At 71.2% G+C, this 17007-nt stretch carries 17 protein-coding genes and 1 riboswitch; of the genes, 5 read left to right on the top strand and 12 right to left on the bottom strand.

Annotated elements, in window-relative coordinates; translation table 11 throughout:
• Window positions 1-237 precede the first annotated feature (237 nt).
• Window positions 238-1497, top strand: a complete 1260-nt coding sequence (locus AB0F04_RS34800; protein WP_362049439.1) for a glycoside hydrolase family 18 protein — start codon at window positions 238-240, stop codon at window positions 1495-1497.
• 53 nt (window positions 1498-1550) lie between these two features.
• Here the strand turns inward: AB0F04_RS34800 and AB0F04_RS34805 are convergent, their stop codons facing one another.
• The 3 genes from AB0F04_RS34805 to AB0F04_RS34815 form a co-directional block, all read right to left on the bottom strand.
• Window positions 1551-2207, bottom strand: a complete 657-nt coding sequence (locus AB0F04_RS34805) for a TetR/AcrR family transcriptional regulator (protein ID WP_362049442.1) — start codon at window positions 2205-2207, stop codon at window positions 1551-1553.
• A gap of 75 nt (window positions 2208-2282) precedes the next feature.
• The gene (locus AB0F04_RS34810) at window positions 2283-2423 is read right to left on the bottom strand and encodes an SCO1431 family membrane protein (RefSeq protein WP_362049445.1); all 141 of its coding nucleotides are present in this window, start codon (window positions 2421-2423) and stop codon (window positions 2283-2285) included.
• 91 nt (window positions 2424-2514) lie between these two features.
• Window positions 2515-3894 carry a peptidase C39 family protein gene (locus tag AB0F04_RS34815; protein WP_362049448.1) on the bottom strand — a complete coding sequence of 460 codons (1380 nt, stop codon included), beginning with the start codon at window positions 3892-3894 and terminating at the stop codon, window positions 2515-2517.
• Window positions 3895-4281: 387 nt separating this feature from the next.
• Here AB0F04_RS34815 and AB0F04_RS34820 point away from each other — a divergent pair, with 387 nt between their 5' ends.
• Both AB0F04_RS34820 and AB0F04_RS34825 read left to right on the top strand, forming a co-directional pair.
• Entirely contained in the window at window positions 4282-4938 is a 657-nt protein-coding gene (locus tag AB0F04_RS34820) for a hypothetical protein (protein WP_362049451.1), read from the top strand.
• Window positions 4939-5370: 432 nt separating this feature from the next.
• A complete protein-coding gene (locus AB0F04_RS34825; RefSeq protein WP_362049564.1) occupies window positions 5371-7230 on the top strand; it encodes an AAA family ATPase in 1860 nt (619 codons plus the stop codon).
• A gap of 44 nt (window positions 7231-7274) precedes the next feature.
• Here the strand turns inward: AB0F04_RS34825 and AB0F04_RS34830 are convergent, their stop codons facing one another.
• From AB0F04_RS34830 to AB0F04_RS34870, 9 genes are all read right to left on the bottom strand, one after another.
• Window positions 7275-8351, bottom strand: coding sequence for a hemolysin family protein (locus tag AB0F04_RS34830; RefSeq protein ID WP_362049454.1), 1077 nt, complete (start codon window positions 8349-8351; stop codon window positions 7275-7277).
• The gene (locus AB0F04_RS34835) at window positions 8348-9682 is read right to left on the bottom strand and encodes a hemolysin family protein (protein WP_362049457.1); all 1335 of its coding nucleotides are present in this window, start codon (window positions 9680-9682) and stop codon (window positions 8348-8350) included. Before AB0F04_RS34835 ends, AB0F04_RS34830 begins: the two co-directional genes overlap by 4 nt.
• 247 nt (window positions 9683-9929) lie before the next feature.
• On the bottom strand, window positions 9930-10385 hold the full coding sequence (locus AB0F04_RS34840) for a PH domain-containing protein (RefSeq protein ID WP_362049460.1): 456 nt from the start codon (window positions 10383-10385) through the stop codon (window positions 9930-9932).
• 14 nt (window positions 10386-10399) lie between these two features.
• A complete protein-coding gene (hisG, locus tag AB0F04_RS34845) occupies window positions 10400-11248 on the bottom strand; it encodes an ATP phosphoribosyltransferase (protein ID WP_362049463.1) in 849 nt (282 codons plus the stop codon).
• A 47-nt stretch (window positions 11249-11295) separates the two neighbouring features.
• Window positions 11296-11568 (bottom strand): phosphoribosyl-ATP diphosphatase, encoded by a 273-nt coding sequence (locus AB0F04_RS34850; protein WP_019983911.1) that lies wholly within the window; start codon window positions 11566-11568, stop codon window positions 11296-11298.
• A 34-nt stretch (window positions 11569-11602) separates the two neighbouring features.
• The gene (gene ribH / locus AB0F04_RS34855) at window positions 11603-12088 is read right to left on the bottom strand and encodes a 6,7-dimethyl-8-ribityllumazine synthase (RefSeq protein WP_053668350.1); all 486 of its coding nucleotides are present in this window, start codon (window positions 12086-12088) and stop codon (window positions 11603-11605) included.
• 19 nt (window positions 12089-12107) lie between these two features.
• Window positions 12108-13397: a bifunctional 3,4-dihydroxy-2-butanone-4-phosphate synthase/GTP cyclohydrolase II gene (locus AB0F04_RS34860; RefSeq protein ID WP_362049467.1), complete on the bottom strand. Its 1290-nt coding sequence runs from the start codon at window positions 13395-13397 to the stop codon at window positions 12108-12110.
• Complete coding sequence (locus AB0F04_RS34865; protein WP_362049470.1) at window positions 13394-14035, bottom strand: nicotinamide mononucleotide transporter family protein; 642 nt, start codon at window positions 14033-14035, stop codon at window positions 13394-13396. The genes AB0F04_RS34860 and AB0F04_RS34865 overlap by 4 nt, the downstream gene beginning before the upstream one ends.
• The gene (locus tag AB0F04_RS34870) at window positions 14032-14640 is read right to left on the bottom strand and encodes a riboflavin synthase (protein ID WP_362049473.1); all 609 of its coding nucleotides are present in this window, start codon (window positions 14638-14640) and stop codon (window positions 14032-14034) included. Before AB0F04_RS34870 ends, AB0F04_RS34865 begins: the two co-directional genes overlap by 4 nt.
• 143 nt (window positions 14641-14783) lie before the next feature.
• Window positions 14784-14914: riboswitch (FMN riboswitch) on the bottom strand.
• Between the two features lie 305 nt (window positions 14915-15219).
• Here AB0F04_RS34870 and AB0F04_RS34875 point away from each other — a divergent pair.
• Complete coding sequence (locus tag AB0F04_RS34875) at window positions 15220-16104, top strand: RNA polymerase sigma-70 factor (RefSeq protein ID WP_362049476.1); 885 nt, start codon at window positions 15220-15222, stop codon at window positions 16102-16104.
• Window positions 16105-16204: 100 nt separating this feature from the next.
• Window positions 16205-16984, top strand: coding sequence for an NAD(P)H-binding protein (locus tag AB0F04_RS34880; RefSeq protein WP_362049479.1), 780 nt, complete (start codon window positions 16205-16207; stop codon window positions 16982-16984).
• Window positions 16985-17007: the final 23 nt, after the last annotated feature.

Raw genomic sequence — 17007 nt, forward strand, 5'->3', positions numbered from 1 at the left:
CCCGGGTCTCGGAAGCTGCTGACCAGCGGCTGTGCGCTGTGAGTATGCCCGATCGGAGGCATCGAGTCACCAGTTAACGACCGCTTACTTCAAGAAAGGGCCGAGCGCGCCCGGGGCGGCGAAATTGGTCCGCACCATTGACCCGACTGGTCTAGTCCTCCTACTGTTTCGCTCCACCGATTTACCGCGTTCATGCCAATCGGCGCGCGTTCCCCTCTCCCCACGAGGAGACACCGGATGCCCACCCCCCACCGTTCCCGCTTCCGGACCATCCTGTCCGCGGCCTGTTGCGCCGCCCTCGGTGCCGGTCTGCTGGCCGGCACCTCCGCCCCCGCGGCGGCCTCGGCTCAGGAGGCCGCCGCAGCGTCGAAGGCCGCTCCCCGGGCCCAAGCCGCCGGATCCAAGGTCATCGGGTACTTCACCGAATGGGGCACCTACGACCGCAAGTACTACGTCAAGAACATCGAGACGTCCGGATCGGCCGGCAGGCTCACCCACATCAACTACGCCTTCGGCAACGTCACCGGCGGCAAGTGCGCCATGGGCGACGGCTACGCCGCCACCGACCGGGCCTACACCGCCGCCGAGTCCGTCGACGGCAGGGCCGACACCTGGGACCAGCCGCTGCGCGGCACCTTCAACCAGCTGCGCAAGCTGAAGCAGAAGCACCCGAACCTCAAGGTCCTGTGGTCCTTCGGCGGCTGGACCTGGTCCGGCGGCTTCGGCGAGGCCGCGAGGAACCCGGCCGCCTTCGCGCAGTCCTGCTACGACCTGGTCGAGAACTCCCAGTGGGCCGACGTCTTCGACGGCATCGACATCGACTGGGAGTACCCGAACACCTGCGGCGCCACCTGTGACACCAGCGGCAGGGCGGCCTTCCGGAACCTCATGCAGGCGCTGCGGGCCAAGTTCGGCACGAAGAACCTGGTCACCGCGGCGATCACCGCCGACGCCACCCCGGGCGGCAAGATCGACGCGGCCGACTACGCGGGCGCCGCCCCGTACGTCGACTGGTACAACCCGATGACGTACGACTTCTTCGGCGCCTGGGACGCCGCCGGACCAACGGCCCCGCACTCACCCCTGACGTCGTACTCGGGCATCCCGAAGGCGGACAACCACAGCTCGGCGACCATCGCCAAGCTCAAGGGCCTCGGCATCCCCGCCTCGAAGCTGCTGCTCGGCATCGGCTTCTACGGCCGCGGCTGGACCGGCGTCACCCGGACGGCTCCCGGTGGCACCGCCACGGGCCCGGCGGCGGGCACGTACGAGCAGGGCATCGAGGACTACAAGGTGCTCAAGGCCACGTGCCCGGCGACCGGGACCGTGGCCGGCACGGCGTACGCCAAGTGCGGCACGAACTGGTGGAGTTACGACACCCCGGCGACCATCGGCACCAAGATGGACTACAAGAACCGGCAGGGCCTGGGCGGCACGTTCTTCTGGGAGCTGAGCGGCGACACGGCGAACGGCGAGCTGATCAAGGCGATCAGGTAGGAAACGGGTACGGGCATCGGGGCGGAGGGCCGGCTGCGGCCCTCCGCCCCCGGTCACAAGCCCCGGTGCGCGGGCTGCGGGGCCGGGTGGGCGGGGTCGAGCTCCTCGACCGCGCGCAGGGCGCCACCGAGGGTCTTCACCAGCAGCTCGCACATGGTGTCCCGGGGCAGCTCGGGACGGTCGATCCATTCGAGCGTGGCGCCCTCGACGCTGCACACCCAGGACAGCAGGCCCATCCGCGCCAGCGGGGTGACGTCGGCGCGACCGTACGCACCCTCGGCGATGGTGGCCACGACGGCCTCGCGCACTCCGTCACGGATGGCGTGCACCTCGGTGTCGAAGCCGACGCCGCCGCTCACGATCGTGCGGTACGCGGCCTGGTTGTGCTCGGCATAGCGCAGGTAGCTGTCGATGGTGCGCTGGACCCGGTCGACCGGGGGCAGTTGCGGACCGCTCGCCGCGAGAGTGAGCAGTTCGGTGACCGAGTCCTGGACGATGGCCAGGTAGTAGCCGCGCTTGGACTGGAAGTAGTAGTAGATCAGCCCCTTGGCGACGTGCGCCTGCCGGGCGATGTCGTCCATCGACAGGGCGTCGTACGACGTGTCGGCGAACAACCTCCGTCCGATGGCGATGAGTTCGGCACGGCGCGCCATCGAGCGCTCGGTGCCGCGGGCCCGGGGGCGCGCGGCAGGCTGGGGGCTGATATTCAATTTCGACCCTGGTCTCAACGGGCGGGGTGGGACCTCCGCAGTATGGCAGGCCTCACCCTCGGGTCGTGGGTCAGGTCACAGCAGCCCGAGCCGGGTCACGAGCATCGCGACGACCACGACCAGTGCCCAGCCCATGAGGTGCTCGACGATCTTCGGGCCGTCGTCCCGGGGGCCGCCGGTGCGGACGTGGTGGGCGGTGGCTGACTGAGCGGTCATGGTTTCTCTCTGGCTCGGTGGTGCGGACGGACTCCCCCCGAAGTTCCGTCCACCTTGCCACCTGAAGCGGCTTTTGCGGCCGTAAGGTCGGTCACACGCGTACGCCCACAGCCGTCAGTGCCGTGCGCTGGGCCGCGTTCGGACGGGCCGGGAAGTACAGGTAGCAGACGCCACCGGTGCCCGAGACGACCTTGCCCGAGGCGTTGTACCGCTTGGTGCGGAGCCAGATGTTCTCCCACTCGCGCCGCTTGTAGACGCGGCGCACGGCCTCGTTGGTCGCCGAGAAGGGATCGTTGGCGATCACGTCACCGTCGGCGGTGAAGCCGACGACGGTCATCAGGTGGCCCGCGGTGCCGTACCCGGCGCCGGTCAGCTCCTCCTTCAGGAACGACTGGGACGTTATGGCGGGGATGCCCGCGGCGATCAGTGTCTCCAGTTCGGTGAGCGAGCCGAGCCGGGTGACCACGCCCTGGAGGTCCTTGAACGTGGCCGCGTACGCGGCGTTGAAGGGCCAGTTGCCGCAGCCCGCGTACTGGTAGTCGTAGGTGAAGCGGGCCGCGTGGCACACCTGCGGGTCGTCGTACGCGGGATCGACCCAGGCCAGCTGCCCGGCGGTGAGCCGGCCGCCCCAGTACTCGATGACCATCTGGGAGGAGGTCGGGCTGCACCAGGCCTCGCCACCGTTGTCGTACTCGGGGTACCGGCCCTTGTGGATCTCCTGGGAGTAGCGCGGGACGGACAGTTCCTTCGCGAGTCCGGGTGCGGACGCCGGGACGGTGAACCGGTCGGGCACGTCCGAGCCCATGGCGCCGAGCCGCCACACGGTGGGCGTGGCCTTGGTGCCGGGCTTGCGGTGGAGGGTCAGGCGCAGCCGGTAGGAGGCCAGGCGCAGGCCCGTCGACGGGTCGTCGATCGCCAGCGTGTCGGTCCAGACCGTGCTCTTGGTGTCGCTCTGGCCGTCGACCGAGGTGCGGCGGATGTCCCGGTCGCCGGCGGCCCAGCGGCCCATCACGTACCAGGGAGTGCTGGAGCCGTCGGTGTAGGTGGCCTTCATCTCGGCCTGGAGCCAGGTGCCGGCCGGGGTGTGCGCGTTCCAGGAGACGATCGCCTCGGTCGCGGGTACGGCGAGCCGGTGGACGGGGGACGTCCAGGTGGCGTACTCCCAGGCGGCGCTGGTGCCGGTGTGCGGGTCCTTGTAGTCGACCGTCCCGGCGGGCTTCGCGATGGCCACGCCCGGACGGGCGCCGGCGACGGCCCTGGTGCCTTTCGCCGTGCCGCCGGACCAGTCGCCGTACGAGACCCAGAACCTGTTGTCGACGGTACGGGCCGGGACCGCCCGGGCGGGGTCTGCGGTGTCGGTCGTCATGAGAGCCTCGGGGTCGGCGGCCGCCGGGCCCGCGCTCGCGGTGACGGCGGCGGCGACCGCGGCGGCCAGGACGGTTCGGCGGGACGGCTGTTCGGCTCTGCGCATGGCGGTGCCCCCGGATGTCGGAGTCGGACAGGTGCGAGCAGGTCCGTGCACGGCTGGTCGTATCCGTGCGTGCGCCACATATGAGCACAGGCGGCCATGTCCTGCCAGCACTTCGACGCGCGCCGCGCCCACCAATATTGGCGTCGACCAGTGGCGCCGCCGGCCCCCGTCGGCCGTGACGCCCGCGCCGGACACCGTTCGTCGGTGGCGACCATGCCAGGCCCCGTCGGACGTGGTCCGCGCCGGCCCTCGTCGGCAGTCGCGCTCGCGCCGGACATTGTTCGGCCGGTGACATGCGCGGGGGACACCGTTCGAGGAGCTGGGCCCACAGCCGAACCGTCGCCAGTGGCGTCCCCGGCCGACCCCGTCGTTAGAGTGCTGAGCGAGATGAATCCATCCTTCCGCCCCGCACCGGGCTCCGCCGTCCGTGATCTGGCCGTCCGGATCCGCAGCCTCTCCCCCGCCTGCGGCCCGGTCCGGCTCGTGGGAATCGACGGGTACGCCGGGTCCGGAAAGAGCACGTTCGCCACAGAGTTGGCCGCGGCTCTGGACGGTGCGCCGGTGCTGCGCCTCGACGACGTCGCCAGCCACGACGCGCTCTTCGGCTGGACCGGCCGCCTGCTGGACCAGGTGATCGCACCGCTCACCCGCGGCAGGACCGCGCACTACGCCCCCTACGACTGGACAGCCCGCCGCTTCGGCTCCCCGCGCTCGCTCCCGCCCGCGCCCGTGATCCTCGTCGAGGGCGTCGGGGCGGGGCGCCGTGCGCTGCGCCCGCACCTGGCCCTGCTGCTGTGGATGGAGCTGCCGCGCGAAGAGGCATGGGCGCGGGGCCGGTCCCGGGACGGGGAGGAGCAGCGGGAGTTCTGGGACGGATGGGTCCCAGCGGAACGCCGGCATTTCGCCGAAGACCCCTCGCGGCCGTTCGCCGACCTTCTGGTACGGCAGCGGCCGGAGGGATACGAGGTGCTCGCGGGACCTGCCCGGCCCCTTGGACCGGACCGGTCCGTCACGCACGGTGACGAGCCGCCCGCGGTGTGCTGAACTTGTGAAAGGCCTTGCGGAGCAACTCGCCGGAGTGCTCCAACTCGGCTTGACCGCTGGGCCGTACAGGTCTTACGTTCTCAATGTGCGGCATCGGAGCCGCCCACAGACGCGAAGCCCCCGGTTGTTCCCCCGTGATCGGGGGCTTCGTTCTGTCTTCTTCCGGATTTCCGCCCGCCGCGTGAGGCCGAGCGCTCACCCTGGGTCACCGCGCAGGCGTCCGCCGCATCCGCTCCCACCTCGCCGAACGGCCCGTGCGGCACCCTACGGGGGCGCCGCCCCCGCGGGTACGATGCCCTCGTCGCGACCTGCGGACGGTTGCTTCGCGTTCGGTGCAACTCCGGTCCGTGGCACAGCGGTTCGAGAGCAGGGCAGCCGGCCGGGGGACGGCTCGTTGGCATACCGACGGGGGCACGGTTCGTGGGGGACGTGATGGACTTCGGCACGCAGGGCCCACAGGCCCCGGCCGACCTCGCCTGGCTGCGAGGTGTGGACGCCTACACCATGGGCGCGTATCCGCAGGCGGAGGAGGAGTTCCGGGACGCCGTGCGGATGGACTCCGGGATGGCCGACGCCTGGCTGGGGCTGCACGCGCTGCGCGTCGACACGACGACCGCGCTGCTGCGGATGTTCCGGCACCGGGACCGCTTCGGCGAGCAGCGCTCCCGCTACCGCCGCACGCTCAACTCCTGGTACTGGCTCGGCTGGTGGGTGCAGCCCGTACTGGAGAGCCCCCGCGACCTGCTGCTCGCACACGCCTCCCACTGGCTGGACGGCCGTCACGTCCCCGAGCTGGACCGGGCCCTCGCCGGGCTGCCTCCCGTGGACACCGACCCCCAGGTCCGCTTCCTGCACTCCTGCCGCGCCTATCTGGTCAAGGACTGGGAGCAGCTGGTCCGCCACACCGACCCCCTGCTCGACGATGCGGTGCTCGGCATCGAGGCGGGCCTGTTCGGCGGTATGGCGAGGGTGCGCCTGGAGATGTACGGCCAGGCCGAACCCCTGCTGTCCGCCGCGCTGATGCGCTGCCGCAGCGAGCAGCCCCAGCGCAAGGAACTGCGCTACTGGCTGGCCCGGGCCCACGAGGGCACCGGCCGCAGCGCCGCCGCGCTTCCCCTGTACCGCGCCGTGCACCGCGTCGACCCGGCCTTCATGGACACCTCCGCCCGGCTCGCCGCCATAGCCGAGGGCGACGGCTACGACGAGGCCACGGACCTCGCGGCGATCACGCTCACCGGGGCGGGCCAGGACGCCGTGGACGGTACGGACGGCTTCGACTCGCTCTTCGGTCTCGAAGGACGCGATCTGCGACTGCCCGACCCCGAGCCGCCGCTCGCCCCCCTGCCTCCGGTGACCGGCCCGCCGGTCCGCCGTCGGACGGGCCCCGCCCCCTCCCTGCCCGCCGGGCCCACCGACCCGGCGTTACTGGAGGAGGCGCTCAGCGAGCTGGAGCGCATGGTGGGCCTGGAGCCGGTGAAGCGCCAGGTCAAGGCGCTGTCGGCGCAGTTGAACATGGCCCGGCTGCGAGCCGGGCAGGGCCTGCCGGTCCAGCCGCCGAAACGCCACTTCGTCTTCTCCGGCCCCTCCGGCACCGGCAAGACCACCGTCGCCCGCATCCTCGGCCGCGTCTTCTACGCCCTCGGGCTGCTCGGCGGCGACCATCTCGTCGAGGCGCAGCGGGCCGATCTGGTCGGCGAGTACCTCGGGCAGACGGCCGTGAAGGCGAACGAACTGATCGACTCGGCCCTCGGGGGCGTCCTCTTCGTCGACGAGGCCCACGCACTGTCCAACTCGGGCTACGGCAAGGGGGACGCGTACGGCGACGAGGCACTGCAGGTGCTGCTGAAGCGTGCGGAGGACAACCGGGACCACCTCGTGGTGATCCTGGCCGGCTACCCGGAGGGCATGGACCGCCTGCTCACCGCGAACCCCGGGCTGTCGTCCCGTTTCACCACCCGCGTCGACTTCCCCTCGTACCGGCCGCTCGAACTCACCGAGATCGGCAGGGTGCTCGCGGCCGAGAACGGCGACCTGTGGGACGAGGAGGCCCTGGACGAGCTGCGGTCCATCGCCGGGCACGTGGTGGACCAGGGATGGATCGACGAGCTGGGCAACGGGCGGTTCCTGCGGACGCTGTACGAGAAGAGCTGTGCGTACCGGGATCTGCGGCTGTCGGTGTATCCCGGGGTGCTGGGGCGCGACGACCTGGCGACGCTGCGGCTGCCGGACCTGATGCAGGCGTACGGGGAGGTCTTGTCGGGGCGGGGGCCGCAGGACCCGTCGGCCATGTGAGTTCACCATCCGCGGGCCGGTGGGGGCCGGTCGCAGCCACGGTGCTAGGTCGCCAGCACCTCTTCACCCGACCTCGGCTCGGTCAGCTTCACCTCGCGCACCTGCCGGTGCGCCGGATCCCGCACCTCACCCACCAGCAGCTCCAGCACGTCCTCCAGGGCGACGAGGCCCAGCACCTTCCCGGACGCGTCGGCCACCTGGGCCAGGTGGGTCGCCGCGCGCCGCATCACCGTCAGCGCGTCGTCCAGCGGCAGCTCGGGCCGCAGGGTCGTCATGGGGCGCCACAGGTGCTGCGGCACGGCCCGGTCGGAGTCCTCCAGGTCGAGGACGTCCTTGACGTGCAGGTACCCCATGAACGCGCCGTTGTCCGCGGTGACCGGGAACCGGGAGTAGCCGGTGCGGGCGGTGAGCGCGACGATCCGCCCGGGCGTGACCGACGGGCTGACCGTCACCAGCGACTCCCGCTTGAGCAGGACGTCCGTCACCGGGCGGGAGCCCAGCTCCAGGGCGTCCTCCAGGCTCTCGGCCTCCTCGGGGTCGAGCAGGCCCGCCTGGCCGGCGTCCTCCACCAGCCGGTTGAGCTGCTCACTGGTGAAGACGGCCTCCACCTCGTCCTTGGGCTCGACATGGAAGAGCCGCAGGATGCCCTGCGAGACCGCGCCGAGGGCGGCGGTGATGGGCTTGCAGAAGCGCGCGAACCAGACCAGGCCGGGGCTGAGCCACAGCGCGACCTTCTCGGGGGCGGCCATCGCCAGGTTCTTCGGGACCATCTCGCCGATGACGAGGTGGAAGAAGACCACGGCGGCCAGGGCGATGACGTAGGTCAGCGGATGGATCATGCCGTGCGGCAGGTGGATCCACTCGAAGACCGGCTCCAGCAGATGCGCGACCGTCGGTTCGGCGACCGCGCCCAGGGTCAGCGAGCAGATGGTGATGCCGAACTGGGCCGCCGCCATCATCTGCGGCAGTCGCTCAAGACCGTGGAGGACCTGCCGGGAGCGGGCGGTGCCGAGCGGTTCGATCTGGCTGCGGCGTACGGAGACCAGCGCGAACTCGGCGCCGACGAAGAAACCGTTGGCGAGCACGAGCAGCGCGGCGAAGAGAAGCTGGAGCACGCTCATCGGACGGCCTCCGCCATGGAGACCACCGGGGCGGTCCGCACGAGCCGGACCCGCTCCGCGCGGTAGTGGCCGACCTGGCGCACGGACAGGCGCCAGCCGGGCAGCTCCGCCCTGTCGCCGACGGCCGGGATACGGCCCAGCAGGTCGGCGATCAGGCCCGCGACGGTCTCGTAGGGGCCCTCGGGCACGTCGAGGCCTATGCGCTGCAGGATGTCGACCCGGCAGCTGCCGTCGACGTCCCAGGCGGGCCTGCCGTCCTCGGGGGGTGCGGCGGCCAGCTCGGGCAGGTCGTGGCCGTCGTGCTCGTCGCGGACCTCGCCGACGATCTCCTCGACGATGTCCTCCAGGGTGACGACCCCGGCGGTGCCGCCGTACTCGTCGACGACGACCGCGATGGGCTGCTCGCTGCGCAGGCGGACGAGGAGCGGCCGTACGGGCAGCGTCTCGGGGACGAGCAGCGCCGGGCGGGCGATGTGCCCGACGGGGGTGCGCAGCCGGTCCCCGACGGGCACGGCCAGGGCGTCCTTGAGGTGGGCCATGCCGACGACCTCGTCGATCTTCTCCCGGTAGACCGGGAAGCGGGACAGGCCGGTGGCGCGGGTCAGGTTGACGACGTCCTCGGCGGTGGCGGAGGACTGCAGGGCGCTGACCTTCACACGCGGCGTCATCACGTGCTGCGCGGTGAGCTCGCCCAGCGACAGGGTGCGGACGAACAGGTCGGCCGTGTCCTGCTCCAGGGCGCCGGCCAGGGCCGAGTGGCGGGCCAGGGAGACGAGTTCGCCGGGGGTGCGGGCGGAGGCCAGCTCCTCGGCGGGCTCGATGCCCAGGGCGCGCACGAGCCGGTTCGCGACGGCGTTGAGGCCGGCGATGACCGGGCGGAACAGCCGGGCGAAGACGTGCTGCGGGCCCGCGACGAAGCGGGCGACCTGCAGCGGCCGGGACACCGCCCAGTTCTTCGGCAGCAGCTCGCCGATCACCATCTGCACGGCGGAGGCCAGCAGCATGCCGACCACGACCGTGACACCGGAGACGGCTGCCTCGGGGATGCCGATCGAAATGAACGGACCGTGCAGCAGCTCGGCGAGCGCCGGTTCGGCGAGCATGCCGACGACGAGCGAGGTGATGGTGATGCCGAGCTGGGTGCCGGAGAGCTGAAAGGACAGTTCCTTGAGCGATTCGACGACACGGTGGGCGCGCCGGTCGCCCTCGGCGGCGGCCTTCTCGGCCTCGGGCCGCTCGACCGTCACGAGTCCGAATTCGGCCGCCACGAAGAATCCGTTGGCGAGAATCAGCAGGAACGCGGCTGCCAGGAGCAGCAGGGGGGTGGTCATGATGCCGCCGCCTCCACATGGTCGCGCGCCTCGGATGCGAGGCACGCGCTATGTCGGCAGGGGGCGGCGCAGGTACTGCAGGACGATCCGTCCATCGCCGGAGGGGGTCACTCCTCGGTTAGCAGGAGCCCCTGGCGCACCGGGCGGGGCAGCAGGGGCGGAGGCGCGTCCGTTCGCGCCTCCGGAAACAGATTAATCAAGACATGGCCCGATGCGGCAGGGTGACCGCTCTGAGGATCTCCCCGAGTCAGTCCTGACCCCGCTCGGGGTCCGTCATCGAACGGGCTTCGACGAGCGCCCGCAGGGCGCGGGCGTCGGCGATCGCGCGCTGCTTGGCGAGGCCCGGCTGGATGCCCAGAGCAGGCATGCTGGTGCCGTCGCTGAGGTTGAGGAACACCCAGGGGTCGCCGGGCCGGAGGGTCACCTGGAGGATCTCCGCCCACTCCAGACGGCGCTTGTTCGTGAGATTGACGACAGTGACGCCGTCCTCGTCGGCGACGACCTTGGGACGCGCCAGGAGCAGCAGCACGCCGTCCAGCAGGAGCGCCGTGAAGACGAAGCTCACGCGTTCGGCGGGGCTGAGCTGCTGCAGCAGCATGGCGACCGCCGTGATCACCACGAAAATGGCGACGGCTGCGGTGAGCAGCACCACGCGGGTGCTGCCCGGCCGGAACGTGACGGGCAGGGTGGGCAGATCGGACATCGCGCGTACGCCCCTCAGAGACGGCAGGCGTGGATGGCCGTGGTCAGGATGGCCCGGGCGCCGATGTCGTAGAGGTCGTCCATGATCCGCTGGGCTTCCTTGGCCGGGACCATGGCGCGGACGGCGACCCAGCCCTCGTTGTGCAGCGGCGAGACGGTCGGGGACTCCAGGCCGGGCGTGAGGGCTACGGCCTTCTCCAGCTGCTCGACGCGGCAGTCGTAGTCCATCATCACGTACGTCCGGGCGACCAGGACGCCCTGGAGGCGGCGCAGGAACTGCTGCACCTTGAGGTCGTCGGCGTCCGCGCCGGTGCGGCGGATCACCACGGCCTCGGACTGCATGATCGGGTCACCGGCGACCTCCAGGCCGGCGTTGCGCAGCGAGGTGCCGGTCTCGACGACGTCGGCGATGACCTGGGCGACGCCGAGCTGGATGGCCGTCTCGACGGCACCGTCGAGGTGGACGACGGAGGCGTCGATGCCGTGCTCGGCGAGGTGCGCCGCGACGATGCCCTCGTAGGAGGTGGCGACGGTCTTGCCGGACAGGTCGGCCAGGCCGCCGATCGTGCCGGGCTTGGCGGCGTAGTGGAAGGTGGAGCGGGCGAAGCCGAGGGCGAGGATCTCCTCGGCTTCGGCGCCGGAGTCGATGAGCAGGTCGCGGCCGGTGAGGCCGATGTCCAGCTGCCCGGAGGCGACGTAGATCGCGATGTCGCGCGGGCGCAGGTAGAAGAACTCGACCTCGTTCACCGGGTCGACGATCCGCAGTTCCTTGGACTCGCGGCGCTGCTGGTAGCCGGCCTCATGCAGCATCTCCGCCGCAGGGCCGGACAGGGAACCCTTGTTGGGGACGGCGATGCGCAGCATGAGGTCGGCTTCCTTTGTGTGGTGTCTTGCGGGGACGGGGATGCGGCTCAGAGGTGGGCGTAGACGTCGTCGAGGGAGATGCCGCGGGCGACCATCATCACCTGGACGTGGTACAGCAGCTGAGAGATCTCCTCGGCGGCGGCTTCCTTGCCCTCGTACTCGGCGGCCATCCACACCTCGGCGGCCTCCTCGACGACCTTCTTGCCGATGGCGTGGACGCCCTTGCCGACCAGCTCTGCGGTGCGGGAAGTGGCGGGGTCGCCCTGGGCGGCCTTGTGCTGGAGCTCGGTGAAGAGCTCCTCGAACGTCTTCTTGGACATGGTGACGCTCAGCCTATGCCACGTGTGCCGTTCGTCAGTGCCAGGGTTCGGATACTGAGCGGAGGGTGGCCGCGGTCGCCACCGCAGCCGTCACCGCCTCGTGCCCCTTGTCCTCGTTGGACCCCTCGATCCCGGCGCGGTCCAGGGCCTGTTCCTCGGTGTCGCAGGTCAGCAGGCCGAAGCCGACGGGGACGCCGGTGTCGACGGAGACCTGGGTGAGGCCCTGGGTCACGCCCTGGCACACGTACTCGAAGTGGGGGGTTCCGCCGCGGATGACGACGCCGAGGGCGACGATCGCGTCGTAGCCGCGGCCGGCGAGGACCTTGGCGACGACCGGGAGCTCCCAGCTGCCGGGGACCCTGAGCAGGGTCGGCTCGTCGATGCCCAGGTCGTGCAGGGCGCGCAGGGCGCCGTCGACCAGGCCGTTCATCACCTTCTCGTGCCACTGTGCCGCGATGACGGCGACCCGCAGGTCACCCACATTGCGTACGGACAGTTCCGGTGCACCCTTGCCGCTCACGTCTCTCCTTCGTGCTTTGTTACTGGTTGCCGCAGGCCGGCACGGTGGTCGTGTCCAGCCAGGGCAGGTCGTGGCCCATCCGGTCCCGCTTGGTGCGCAGGTAGCGGAGGTTGTGCTCGCCGGCGTTCACGGGCATGGGCACACGGGCCCTGACTGCGATGCCGTGGCGGACGAGCGCGTCGGACTTGTCGGGGTTGTTGGTCAGCAGGCGGACGCCGCGCACGCCGAGGTCGGCGAGGATCTGCGCGCCGGCGGCGTAGTCGCGGGCGTCGGCGGGCAGGCCGAGTTCGAGGTTGGCGTCGAGGGTGTCGCGGCCGCGCTCCTGGAGTTCGTAGGCGCGCAGCTTGGACATCAGGCCGATGCCGCGGCCCTCGTGTCCGCGCAGGTAGACCACGACGCCCCGGCCCTCCTCCTGGATGCGGGCCAGGGAGGCGTCGAGCTGGGGGCCGCAGTCGCAACGGGCCGAGCCGAAGACGTCGCCGGTGAGGCATTCGGAGTGGACGCGCACGAGGACGTCCTGGCCGTCGCCGATCTCGCCGTGCACCAGGGCGACGTGCTCGACGCCGTCGACGATGGAGCGGTAGCCGTGGGCCGTGAAGGTGCCGTGGGCGGTGGGCAGCCGGGTGGTGGCCTCGCGGCGGACGGTGGGCTCGCTGCTGCGGCGGTAGGCGATCAGGTCCTCGATGGAGATGATCGTCAGGCCGTGCTTGCGGGCGAAGGGGATCAGCTCGGGCAGGCGCAGCATGGTGCCGTCCTCACCGGCGATCTCGACGATGGCGCCGGCCGGGCGCAGGCCCGCCAGGCGGGCGAGGTCGACGGCGGCCTCGGTGTGGCCGTTGCGGGTGAGGACGCCGCCGGGCCGGGCGCGCAGCGGGAAGATGTGGCCGGGGCGGACGAAGTCGCCGGGCCCCGAGACGCCGTCGGCGAGCAGCCGGAGGGTGGTGGCGCGGTCGGAGGCGGAGATGCCGGTGCTCACGCCGTGCGCGGCGGAGGCGTCGACGGAGACCGTGAACGCGGTCTTCATCGACTCGGTGTTGTCCTCGACCATCTGCGGGAGGTTCAGCCGGTCCAGTTCGTCGCCCTCCATCGGGGCGCAGATCAGGCCGCGGCACTCGCTCATCATGAAGGCGACGATCTCCGGGGTGGCCTTCTCGGCGGCGATGACGAGGTCGCCCTCGTTCTCCCGGTCCTCGTCGTCGACGACCACGACCGGGCGGCCGGCCGCGATGTCGGCGATGGCCTGTTCCACGGGGTCGAGCGCGAAGTGCTCGACGTCGTCGGTGCTGTAGAGGGTGGTCGTGGCGCTCATGCCGGCGCTCCTTCCAGGGTGGGCCGCGCGGCCTGACGCGAACGCAGCCACCAGTCGCGCAGGCCCCACAGGACGAGCGCGCCGTAGATGACGTAGACGAAGCCGGAGAAGGCGTAGCCGTTGGCGAAGTTCAGGGGGACGCCGACGAGGTCGACGAGGAGCCAGGCGAACCAGAACTCGACCATGCCGCGGGCCTGGGCGTACATCGCGACGACGGTGCCGACGAAGATGTAGGCGTCGGGCCAGGGGTCCCAGGACAGGGTCGGGTACGCGGTGAACAGCAGCGCCACCGCGACCGTGCCGGCGACGGCCGCGGCGGCCATCGCGACGCGCTCGCCCCAGGTGGCGAACCGTACGGCGATGTGGCCGTCGCCTCCCTGGCCCTTGCCGCGCTGCCACTGCCACCAGCCGTACAGGGCGACGGCCATGACGACCGCCTGCTTGCCCGCGCTGCCGGTGAGGTGGCCGTAGAAGGCGCCGAAGAGGATGAGGCCGGCGAGGAACTGCACGGGCCAGGTCCAGATGGAGCGGCGCCAGCCGAGGGCCAGGGCGGCCAGGCCGAAGAGGTTGCCGACCATGTCGGACCAGAGGATGTGCTGGCCGAAGAGGACGAACGCCTCGGAGTTCAGCGTGTTCACCGGCCGGCCCCCTGCGCACGGTCGCCCAGCATCCGCTCGACGTACTTGGCGATGACGTCCACCTCGAGGTTCACCGGGTCGCCGGGCTGCTTGTGGCCGAGCGTGGTCAGGTCGAGGGTGGTGGGGATGAGGCTGACCGTGAAGTAGTCGGGCCCGGCGTCGACGACGGTCAGGCTGATGCCGTCGACCGTGATGGAGCCCTTCTCGACCACGTAGCGGGTGAGATCCGCGGGGAGGGAGATCTTCACGAGCTCCCAGTGCTCGGAGGGCTTGCGCTCCAGGATCTCGCCGGTGCCGTCGACATGGCCCTGCACGATGTGCCCGCCGAGGCGTTCGCCGACGGCCATGGGGCGTTCGAGGTTGACACGGGATCCGGCCCGCAGGGCACCGAGGCTGGAGCGGTTCAGGGTTTCGGCCATGACGTCGGCCGTGAACTCGTCGCCCTCGTGGTCGACGACCGTGAGGCACACCCCGTTCACGGCGATCGAGTCGCCGTGCTGGGCGCCTTGGGTGACGACCGGTCCACGCAGGCGGAAGCGGCAGGCGTCGTCGAGGGTCTCGACGGCGGTGACCTCGCCCAGCTCTTCGACGATTCCGGTGAACACTTCCCGGGTCCTCCTGCCTCTTCGGGCACGGACTCCGGGGCTGTCGATGACGACAGAGGATACGAGCAGGAACACCGGGGGCGACGCCGGACGGAGTCCGCACGAGGACGGACTTCTCGGCGGCGCGCACGAATGCCCGCTCGCCGCGCACTGCCTCCCATCCGGACTTTAACCGTCGGTCCAGGAATTTCACCTGGTCAACCGGTCGCTGGAGGCGACCGGGTCGCGGACTGTAACCGCCGGTTCGGACTTTCACCGACCCCGGAGTGCGCTGCTATTGGTACACGGCCAGTGTGCCACGCCTGATCGACATGCATAGGGGCGGAGTGTGTGGGCTGCCTCACAGAACGTGCCGCACCCCTTCCCGAGCGCGACCGGCACCTCAACTTCCTTGTGTCCGCGACCGCTTGTGGCGCGGCATGGGTCCACACCTATTGACGATGTGGTCTAGTCCTTTCTAGGGTCATCGCCAGGGTCGGCTCACCCCCCGCTGACCGGCCCGGCGGCGGTGACGACGGCCCTTGCCCGCCGTCGGGCCTCCCCACGCCGGACGGGCCGCCCTCTGGCAGGGTGAGTCGTATGACCACCACAGGCGAGGAGTTCGAAGTCCACCGGCCCAGGCTGTTCTCGCTCGCCTACCGGCTGCTGGGCTCCGCCGAGGAAGCCGAGGACGCGGTCCAGGACGCCTACCTGCGCTACAGCGGCGCCGACCGGGCGGGGATCGAGTACCAGGCGGCCTGGCTGGCCAAGGTCGTCACCAACCTCTGCCTGAACCGGCTCACCTCCGCGCGGGCCCGGCGCGAGCGGTACGTCGGGACCTGGCTGCCCGAGCCCGTGGTCACCTCGGACGGCACGCTCGGCCCGCTGGAGTCCGCGGAGCAGCGGGAGGCCGTGTCGATGGCGATGCTGGTACTGCTGGAGCGGCTGACGCCGACCGAGCGGGCCGTGTACGTGCTGCGGGAGGCGTTCGGCTACGGCCACCGGGAGATCGCCGGGGTGCTGGACCTGAGCGAGACCAACTGCCGCCAGCTGTACCGGCGTGCCGTGCGGCGGGTGGGCGAACCGCAGGCCCGGTTCGAGCCCGCCTCCGAACGGCAGGAGGAGCTGGTGAAGTCGTTCATCACGGCGGCCCGTGACGGGGACCTGGCCGGGCTGGAGAAGCTGCTCGCGGCCGACGCGACCTGGTGGAGCGACGGTGGCGGCAAGGTCACCGCGGCGCGGTGGCCCATCGAGGGCGGACCCGACATCGCTCGCTTCCTTGCGGGCGGCGGGCCGAAGTTCGCGCGGGGCCTGGACTTCGTGCCGACCGAGGTCAACGGGGCGCTGGGGCTGGCGAGCTGGGCGGGCGACACGCTCGTCGGACTGTCGGTGGTCGAGGTGCGCGACGGGCTGGTCACGGGGGTGCGGGCCGTGGTCAACCCGGAGAAGCTGACGTTCGCACGGCGTCAGCTCACCCGGCCGTAGGACCGCGGGCGCGCCTGTCACATTCGGCGGGGGCTGTTCGGTCTCATTCGGCAGGGGCGTTCCACCAGGGAGCGCCCGGCGTCCGAAGGGGCTGAACAACATGACCACGATCCTGGTGACCGGTGGCACCGGAACGCTGGGGCGGCTCGTCGCCGAGCGGTTGCGCGCGGGCGGGCACGAGGTGCGGGTGCTCAGCCGGCACAGCGAGCCGTACGCGGTGGATCTGCGGGCGGGCGGAGCCGCGCTGGACGCGGCCGTCGCCGGTGTGGACACGATCGTCCACTGCGCGTCGGCACAGAAGGGGGACGAGCAGGCGGCTCAGAACCTGATCAGGGCGGCGCGCGGTGCGGGCGTGCGTCATCTCGTCTACGTGTCGATCGTGGGTGTCGACGAGGTGCCGTTCCCGTACTACCGGAGCAAGCTCGCGGTGGAGAGGCTGGTCGAGAAGTCGGGGATCGGCTGGACCGTACTGCGGGCGACGCAGTTCCACGATCTGCTGATCATGATGTTCCAGGGGCTGTCGAAGCTGCCGGTGATGTTCCTCCCGGCGGGCGTGCGGGACCAGCCGGTGGAGGTGGCCGAGGTGGCGGACCGGCTGGTCGAGCTGGCGACGGCCTCACCGGCGGGGCGGGTCGAGGACCTGGGCGGGCCGGAGGCACAGCCGCTGGAGTCCTTCGCCCGTGCGTATCTGAAGGCGTCGGGCCGCCGGCGAGCGGTGGTGAACGTGCCGCTGTGGGGAGCGGCGTACCGGGGCTTCCGGAGCGGGGGCCATCTGGCGCCGCGACGGGCGGTGGGCAAGGGGTCGTTCGAGGAGCACCTGGAGAGGCGGTTCGAGGGCCGCCGCCGGGTCCGGGCGGGGAGGGGGCGGTCCGGAGTCTGAGCGGTCAGGTCTGAGAGAGAGGG

It is taken from the genome of Streptomyces sp. NPDC029041 (assembly GCF_040637515.1).
GTDB lineage: Bacteria > Actinomycetota > Actinomycetes > Streptomycetales > Streptomycetaceae > Streptomyces.

Excerpts from the sequence above, each read along its gene's own strand:
- AB0F04_RS34800 (WP_362049439.1), top strand. The coding sequence starts at position 238 with ATGCCCACCCCCCACCGTTCCCGCTTCCGGACCATCCTGTCCGCGGCC.
- AB0F04_RS34810 (WP_362049445.1), bottom strand. The coding sequence starts at position 2,423 with ATGACCGCTCAGTCAGCCACCGCCCACCACGTCCGCACCGGCGGCCCC.
- AB0F04_RS34815 (WP_362049448.1), bottom strand. The coding sequence starts at position 3,894 with ATGCGCAGAGCCGAACAGCCGTCCCGCCGAACCGTCCTGGCCGCCGCG.
- AB0F04_RS34820 (WP_362049451.1), top strand. The coding sequence starts at position 4,282 with ATGAATCCATCCTTCCGCCCCGCACCGGGCTCCGCCGTCCGTGATCTG.
- AB0F04_RS34825 (WP_362049564.1), top strand. The coding sequence starts at position 5,371 with ATGGACTTCGGCACGCAGGGCCCACAGGCCCCGGCCGACCTCGCCTGG.
- AB0F04_RS34830 (WP_362049454.1), bottom strand. The coding sequence starts at position 8,351 with ATGAGCGTGCTCCAGCTTCTCTTCGCCGCGCTGCTCGTGCTCGCCAAC.
- AB0F04_RS34835 (WP_362049457.1), bottom strand. The coding sequence starts at position 9,682 with ATGACCACCCCCCTGCTGCTCCTGGCAGCCGCGTTCCTGCTGATTCTC.
- AB0F04_RS34840 (WP_362049460.1), bottom strand. The coding sequence starts at position 10,385 with ATGTCCGATCTGCCCACCCTGCCCGTCACGTTCCGGCCGGGCAGCACC.
- hisG (WP_362049463.1), bottom strand. The coding sequence starts at position 11,248 with ATGCTGCGCATCGCCGTCCCCAACAAGGGTTCCCTGTCCGGCCCTGCG.
- AB0F04_RS34850 (WP_019983911.1), bottom strand. The coding sequence starts at position 11,568 with ATGTCCAAGAAGACGTTCGAGGAGCTCTTCACCGAGCTCCAGCACAAG.
- AB0F04_RS34860 (WP_362049467.1), bottom strand. The coding sequence starts at position 13,397 with ATGAGCGCCACGACCACCCTCTACAGCACCGACGACGTCGAGCACTTC.
- AB0F04_RS34875 (WP_362049476.1), top strand. The coding sequence starts at position 15,220 with ATGACCACCACAGGCGAGGAGTTCGAAGTCCACCGGCCCAGGCTGTTC.
- AB0F04_RS34880 (WP_362049479.1), top strand. The coding sequence starts at position 16,205 with ATGACCACGATCCTGGTGACCGGTGGCACCGGAACGCTGGGGCGGCTC.